We start from the raw sequence: 6,928 nt of genomic DNA, 5'->3' as shown, positions 1-6,928 counted from the left end.
CTGACCGTCCAGGGCTGGTTCCTGCTGGCGGTCGCCGCCCTCTGCGTCATGACGCTGGTCGCCGGGGGAGTGGCCGCGGCCATGCTCGCCCGCACCACCGACACCGGGGACCATCTGATCGACGAGGTCTCCCCGGCCCGTACCCAGGCGTTCCGGCTCCAGGCCGCCCTTCTCGACCAGGAGACGGGCATTCGCGGCTACCTCCTCACGAAGGACGAGGACGTGCTGGAGCCGTACCGGCGCGGTCTCGCCGACGAGGCCGTGGCGCGCGAACGCCTCGGTGACCTGGTCGAAGGGCTCGACCGGCCGGTCGCCGACCTGCGCGCGGTCGACCGGGCCGCGCGCCAGTGGCGTGCCGAGTTCGCCGCCCCGGCGCTCGCGGGCCGGGGGAGCGGCGGGGGGAGCGACGAGGCCGCCTCGGTGACCGGGGCGAAGCAGGCGTTCGACCGGGTCCGCGCGGCGCTCGACGCCCAGCAGGAGCATCTCGGCGACGAACAGCGCAAGGCGCGGGCCGCGTTCGCCGATGCCCGCTCGGACCGTGACCGGGCGCTGGTCGCGGCCCTGGTGGCGTTCCTGCTCACCGGGGTGGCGATCACCGTCCTCGTGCACTTCACGGTGGTACGGCCGCTGGACACCGTGCGCACCGCGTCCCGCCGCGTCGCCGCCGGGGACTTCGACCACGCGATCCCCGCACACGGACCCGCCGATGTGCGGACGCTCGCGGAGGCCGTGGAGGGCATGCGGCTGCGGGTGGTCAGCGAGCTCGCCACCTCCCGGAGCAACGAGGCCGAACTCGCCCGCCAGGCCGCCGACCTGGACGCCGCCGCGATGGAACTGCGGCGGTCCAACGCGGAGCTGGAGCAGTTCGCGTACGTCGCCTCGCACGACCTCCAGGAGCCGCTGCGCAAGGTCGCCTCCTTCTGCCAGCTTCTGGAGAAGCGCTACGCGGGCCAGCTCGACGACCGCGCCACGCAGTACATCGGCTTCGCCGTCGACGGCGCCAAGCGCATGCAGGTCCTCATCAACGACCTGCTCACCTTCTCCCGCGTCGGCCGGGTCCAGGACGCCCAGGAGGAGGTCGCCCTCGACGTGGCCCTGGACCGCGCCGTACGCAATCTCTCGGTGACCGTCGAGGAGACCGGCGCCGTCGTCGAGCGCCCGGCGGAGCTGCCGCAGGTGATGGGCGATCCGACGCTGTTGACGATGCTCTGGCAGAACCTCGTCGGCAACGCGGTCAAGTTCCGTCACCCCGACCGCGCCCCGCACATCACGATCGCCGTCGAGCGCACGGAGGGCGCCGACTCCTGGACGTTCAGTGTCACCGACAACGGCATCGGTATCCCCGAGGAGTTCGCCGAGAAGGTCTTCATCATCTTCCAGCGGCTGCATGCCAGGGACGCGTACGCCGGTACGGGCATCGGTCTGTCACTCTGCAAGAAGGTCGTCGAGCACAGCGGCGGCCAGATCTGGATCGACACGGCCCACACCGGCGGCGCCCGTATCGTCTTCACCCTCCCCGTCCAGCCGCCGCCCGCCGCCGAGCCGCCCTCGCCGGCCACCGCCACCATCGAAGGAAGCACCGCATGAGCACCACTCCCCAGCCCCACCCCGTCGAAGTCTTGCTGGTCGAGGACGACGCGGGTGACGAGCTCATGACGCGTGAGGCGTTCGAGGACAACAGGATCGGCAACACCCTCCATGTCGTCCGGGACGGTCTGGAGGCCCTGGACTTCCTCTACCAGCGCGGGGAGTACACGGAGGCGCCGCGCCCCGATCTCATCCTGCTGGATCTGAATCTGCCCAAGTACGACGGCCGGCAGGTGCTGGAGAAGATCAAGTCCGACCAGGACCTCAGCCATATCCCGGTGGTCGTCCTCACGACGTCGGCGGCCGAGGAGGACATCCTGCGCAGCTACAAACTCCACGCCAACGCGTATGTGACCAAGCCGGTCGATCTCGACCAGTTCATCAAGGCGATCCGCGACATCGACGATTTCTTCGTGACCGTGGTCAAGCTGCCTCGCGCGTTCTGAGACCGGGGCGCCGCGCGGTAGGCTTCCACACGTAAACGAATGTTTCCCTACGGCAACATTCTCGGTCGCACACGGAACACGGGGAAATGGGGCGCTATGACGTCAGGCGCTGTCCACCGCGGTGCCCCGGCCGTCCGCGGAACTCGTCCCCGCCGCCGCGTCGAGCCGGGCGGACGCCGCCTCGTGGAACGCGGTCAGCCCCTCCGTGAGCGCGGCCACGGCCGCGGGGCTCATACCGTCCAGCACGGCGCTGACCTCACGGGCGCGGATCGCCCGGTGCTCGTCCAGTACCTTGCGTCCGCGCGGGCTCAGCCGCAGCTCCACCTCGCGGCGGCTGGTCGCGCTGGTGCGCCGCTCCACCAGGCCCAGGGCCTCCATCCGGTCGCACAGGCGGCTCACCGACGGGGGGCGGGAGCCCAGTGCCTTGCCGAGCGAGCGCAGGTTCGTCCCGTCGTACTTCTCCAGCACGAGCAGGGCCCTGAGCTGCGAGGGGGACACCGTTCCCGACGGCGCGGCCTCCTGCCCGCGTCCCCACAGCACCTCAAGCAGCTCCGAGGCTGTACGAGCGGCCTCGGCCATCTTCTCGCGCGGACGCGGCTGACCGGTGAGGGGGGACATCCCTCCACTGTGTCACCCGACGGCGGCCCCTGTCAGCTCTGCCCCACGGACGACTCCGCTCGTGCGGCCGTCCCCGCCCCTACCAGGAATGTCTGAGAGACCGTGACACAACGCGACGATGTACTCGGAAGATCGGTGCGGGCAGCCGCGCCGTACGCGCTCGTGGACAGGCTCCGCGACGTGCTCGCCGCCTCCCACGGTGCCAGGCGCGTGCAGCTGTTCCTCGCCGACTACGGGTTCACGGTCCTGACCCCGTACGACCCGCTGCCGGGCAAGGAGCAGCCGCTCTCGCTCTACAACAGCCCCGAGGGGCGGGCTTTCGGCAGCCAGGAACCACGCGAGCAGCAGGTGCGGCACGGCGACGCCGTGGACCACCATCTGCCGGTCACCGTCCGCGGTGAACGGATCGGCATCCTCTCGGTCCGGCTGCCCGGCGACCGGTCCACCCCCGAGGCCGTCGAAGATCTGGCGCACGTCGCCGATCTGCTCGGGCACGAGATCCTGGTCGCCGAGCGGGACACCGACGCCTACCAGCGGGCCCGGCGGGTCAGCCGGCTCACGCTCGCGGCCGAGATGCAGTGGCAGCTGCTCCCCGGGCGCGCCTGCGGCGCCGAGGAGTTCGCCATCGGCGCCCAGCTGGAGCCGGCCTACGCGATCCACGGGGACAACTTCGACTGGGCGGCCGACGCGGATCAGCTGACCCTCGCCGTCACCAACGGCATGGGCGAGGGCATCCAGGCGTCCCTGCTCAGCAATCTCGCCGTCAACGCCCTGCGCAACGCGCGCCGCTCGGGCCTCGACATCGCCGGTCAGGCCGCCCTCGCCGACCAGGCGATCTACGAGCAGCACCGCGGCGCGTCGCACGTGTCGACGCTGCTGATGCGGTTCGAACTGGCGACCGGCCGTGTGGAGGTCGTGGACGCGGGCTCACCGCAACTGTGGCGCCGGCGCGGCCGGACCGTCGAGCGCATCCCCCTGGAAGCGCAGCTTCCGCTCGGCATGTTCGAGGAGTCCCACTACGAGGCCCAGGAATTCCACGTCCTGCCGGGAGACCGGCTGTTCATGGTGAGCGACGGCGTGTACGACGCGGTCTCGCCGGAGGGCGAGTCGTACGGCGAACGGGCACTGGCCCGCGCGATCAACTCGACCGGTCTGCTGCCGGCGGCGACGGTACCGCGCGCCATGCTGCGCGCGCTGGCGGAGTTCCGCAAGGCGGAGACGACGGACGACGCGCTCGCGGTCTGCCTCGACTGGTTCGGCAGGCCGGACGCCGACTCGCCCTCGGCTCCGCCGCTCCTTCCGTCGGACGCCGGCCCGATGCCGGCCGCGCAGGACTGAGCGAGGGGTGCGGACGCCCGTTCCGGCGTCCGCACCCCTCGGATCAGGGACGGCTGTTTCTCACTCCTCGGCGAGCATGCCCGTGCGCAAGGTGCTCAGGATGCGCGAGAGCAGCCGGGACACATGCATCTGCGACACACCCAGCTCGGTGCCGATCTCCGACTGCGTCATCTCACGCCCGAAACGCATCTCGACGATCCCCCGGTCGCGTTCGTCCAGCTGTCCCAGCAGGGGTGCGAGCGCGTGGAAGTTCTCGACGAGTTCCATGGCCGGATCGCAGGCGCCGAGCGTGTCGGCGAAGACGCGTCCGCCGACGGCGGCCGGCGCGTCGTCCCCGCTGTCGTTCGGCAGATCGAGTGAACCGGCGGTGTAGCCGTTGGCGGCGACCCGCCCGTCGATGATCTCGGCCTCGGTCAGCCCCAGATGCTCCGCCAGTTCGGCCACGGTGGGCCCGCGGCCCAGCCTGTCGCTCAGCTCGTCCTGCGCCTTGGTCAGGTCCGTACGCAACTCCTGGAGCCTGCGCGGCACATGCACGGCCCAGGTGGTGTCCCGGAAGAACCGCTTGATCTCCCCGTGGATGTACGGCACCGCGAAGGAGCTGAACTCCACCTCGCGGGAGAGGTCGAACCGGTCGATGGCCTTGATCAGACCGATCGTGCCGACCTGGAGGATGTCCTCCATGTCGCCGCTGCCCAGATTGCGGAAGCGCCGCGCCGCGTATCTGACCAGCGACTGGTTCATCTCGATCAGTGTGTTGCGGGCGTACTGGTACTCCCGCGTGCCTTCTTCGAGGACCTGGAGCCGGTCGAAGAAGAGCTTGGACAGCGCCCGCGCGTCCTTCGGGGAGACCTTCCCCGTGTCCTCGATCCACGGGAGCTCGCCTGACGGTGTGTCTGTCTCCGTACAGGTGCCGGCCGCTCCGGAGCCCATGGGGGCCGGAGCGGCGGGGGAGTGCGTACTCATCGTCACGTCATCGCCTTCGCTGGTGTGGGCGCTCTGCCGCGTTGCCACTGCTTGAGGACCCGTCCGGTCCCACCGTGGCCTAATAGTTGCCGCCTGGCAAGTGTTGCCCGGAATCCGTTCTTCTAACGGGGTGCGTGACCGAAGATCGCCTAGCATGTGTCGGCGGAAGGCATGGTGACTCGTGGTACTGAGAACTTTCGGCTGGGCGTTCGGCTTCACCGCGCTCGGTCTGGCGGCGGCGGTGTTCTACGACGGCTGGGCCGCACTCGGGGTCGTCGCGATCCTGACAGTGCTGGAGGTCTCGCTGTCCTTCGACAACGCGGTGATCAACGCCGGGATCCTGAAGAAGATGAGCGCCTTCTGGCAGAAGATCTTCCTCACGATCGGTGTCCTCATCGCCGTGTTCGGCATGAGACTCGCCTTTCCCGTCGTCATCGTCGCGGTCACCGCGAAGCTCAGCCCCGTCAAGGCGGTGGAGCTGGCCGTCAACGACAAGGACCGTTACCAGCAACTGGTCACCGACGCGCACCCGTCGATCGCCGCCTTCGGCGGCATGTTCCTGCTGATGATCTTCCTCAACTTCATTTTCGAGGACCGCGAGATCAAGTGGCTGGGCTGGATCGAACGCCCGCTGGCCAGGCTCGGACAGGTCGAGATGCTGTCCGTCTGCCTCGCGCTGATCGTGCTGCTGATCGCCTCCATGACGGTGGCGACACACGCCCACCAGCACGGCGGCGCACACGCCGACAAGGCCCAGACGGTGCTCACCTCCGGACTCGCCGGTCTCGTCACCTATCTGATCGTCGGGGGGCTCTCCAGCTTCTTCGAGAACCGGCTGGCCGACGAGGAGGAGGCCCAGGCCGCGAAGGAGGCCGAGGCGCGGACGGCGTCGGCGCGCGGCGGCGGGGGCGGCCCATCGGTCGTCGCCGTCACCGGCAAGGCCGCGTTCTTCATGTTCCTCTACCTCGAAGTCATCGACGCGTCCTTCTCCTTCGACGGCGTGATCGGCGCCTTCGCCATCACCAACGACATCGTGCTCATGGCGCTCGGTCTCGGTATCGGCGCGCTGTACGTCCGGTCGCTGACCGTCTACCTCGTCCGCCAGGGCACCCTCGACGACTACGTCTATCTGGAGCACGGCGCGCACTACGCGATCGGCGCGCTCGCCGTGATCCTGCTCGTCACCATCCAGTACCAGATCAGCGAGATCATCACCGGACTCGTCGGGGTCGTCCTGATCGGCTGGTCCTTCTGGTCGTCGGTCCGGCGCAACCGGCGGATCGCGGCGGGCGAGGCGCGCGTGTCGGACGCCGCGTGAGCCGCGTGAGCCGCGTGTCACGGGAGTCGTACGTGAGTACGGAGACGGCCCGCCGGACGACCGACGTGCTCCAGCCCCGCAACACCCTGCTCGCCGGGATGGTCGGCATAGGCGCCGCGGCGGCGGGCGACTGGACGGGCGTCCCCTGGGGGCTGCTGGGCGCGCTGTGCGCCGGGGTGGTGCCGGCCGCGTACATAGAGTGGGAACGCGGGCGCGGCAGATGGGGCGACCGGCATGTCGTGGACCGGACCCAGCGGGCACCGATCTTCCTGGTGATCCTCGGCTCGATCGGCGCCGGCGCGCTGGCGATGACCGCCGGACGGGCACCCACCGGCATCCTGATCGCGATGACGGCGCTGTGGGTGATGACGGTCGTCCTGCTGGCGGTGAACACCGTATGGAAGATCAGCGTCGACTCCGCGGTGGCGTCCGCGGTCGTCGCGATGCTCGCCGCCGTCCACGACCCGTGGTGGCTCGCGGCGTACGGCCTCGTCGGCGCCGTGTGCTGGTCGCGGGTACGGCTCGGCTACCACTCCATCGCCCAGACGGCGGCGGGCGCCTCGCTCGGCGCGGCGACGGCGGCCGCGTTCCTGCCGCTGTAGGGGCTGTCCCGGCCACCGAACGGGCACAAGTGCTCCCGCCGGGGCAAGGTGGACGC

At 70.1% G+C, this 6,928-nt stretch carries 7 protein-coding genes; 5 read left to right on the top strand and 2 right to left on the bottom strand.

The window, feature by feature from the left end:
* Both GXP76_RS11310 and GXP76_RS11305 read left to right on the top strand, forming a co-directional pair.
* Window positions 1–1,587: ATP-binding protein (locus GXP76_RS11310; RefSeq protein WP_242571340.1), on the top strand; the 1,587-nt coding region annotated here is incomplete at its 5' end.
* Complete coding sequence (locus GXP76_RS11305) at window positions 1,584–2,033, top strand: response regulator (protein ID WP_242571339.1); 450 nt, start codon at window positions 1,584–1,586, stop codon at window positions 2,031–2,033. The genes GXP76_RS11310 and GXP76_RS11305, both read left to right, overlap by 4 nt.
* A gap of 102 nt (window positions 2,034–2,135) precedes the next feature.
* On the opposite strand, the gene GXP76_RS11300 is transcribed toward GXP76_RS11305, so the two are convergent.
* Window positions 2,136–2,651: a MarR family winged helix-turn-helix transcriptional regulator gene (locus GXP76_RS11300; RefSeq protein WP_242571338.1), complete on the bottom strand. Its 516-nt coding sequence runs from the start codon at window positions 2,649–2,651 to the stop codon at window positions 2,136–2,138.
* Window positions 2,652–2,786: 135 nt separating this feature from the next.
* On the opposite strand from GXP76_RS11300, the gene GXP76_RS11295 reads away from it, so the two are divergent.
* Window positions 2,787–3,989, top strand: coding sequence for a PP2C family protein-serine/threonine phosphatase (locus GXP76_RS11295; RefSeq protein ID WP_374360599.1), 1,203 nt, complete (start codon window positions 2,787–2,789; stop codon window positions 3,987–3,989).
* Between the two features lie 60 nt (window positions 3,990–4,049).
* On the opposite strand, the gene GXP76_RS11290 is transcribed toward GXP76_RS11295, so the two are convergent.
* Window positions 4,050–4,919, bottom strand: coding sequence for an RNA polymerase sigma factor SigF (locus GXP76_RS11290; RefSeq protein WP_242571346.1), 870 nt, complete (start codon window positions 4,917–4,919; stop codon window positions 4,050–4,052).
* A gap of 214 nt (window positions 4,920–5,133) precedes the next feature.
* Here GXP76_RS11290 and GXP76_RS11285 point away from each other — a divergent pair, with 214 nt between their 5' ends.
* Both GXP76_RS11285 and GXP76_RS11280 read left to right on the top strand, forming a co-directional pair.
* Window positions 5,134–6,270, top strand: a complete 1,137-nt coding sequence (locus GXP76_RS11285) for a DUF475 domain-containing protein (protein WP_242571336.1) — start codon at window positions 5,134–5,136, stop codon at window positions 6,268–6,270.
* A gap of 32 nt (window positions 6,271–6,302) precedes the next feature.
* A complete protein-coding gene (locus tag GXP76_RS11280) occupies window positions 6,303–6,872 on the top strand; it encodes a hypothetical protein (protein ID WP_242571335.1) in 570 nt (189 codons plus the stop codon).
* Window positions 6,873–6,928 lie beyond the last annotated feature (56 nt).

Origin of the sequence: Streptomyces sp. NP-1717, assembly GCF_022695985.1 — a bacterium.
Taxonomy (GTDB): domain Bacteria; phylum Actinomycetota; class Actinomycetes; order Streptomycetales; family Streptomycetaceae; genus Streptomyces.
Note: the sequence above shows the minus strand (reverse complement) of the source record. Positions and strands in the feature narration are given on the sequence as shown.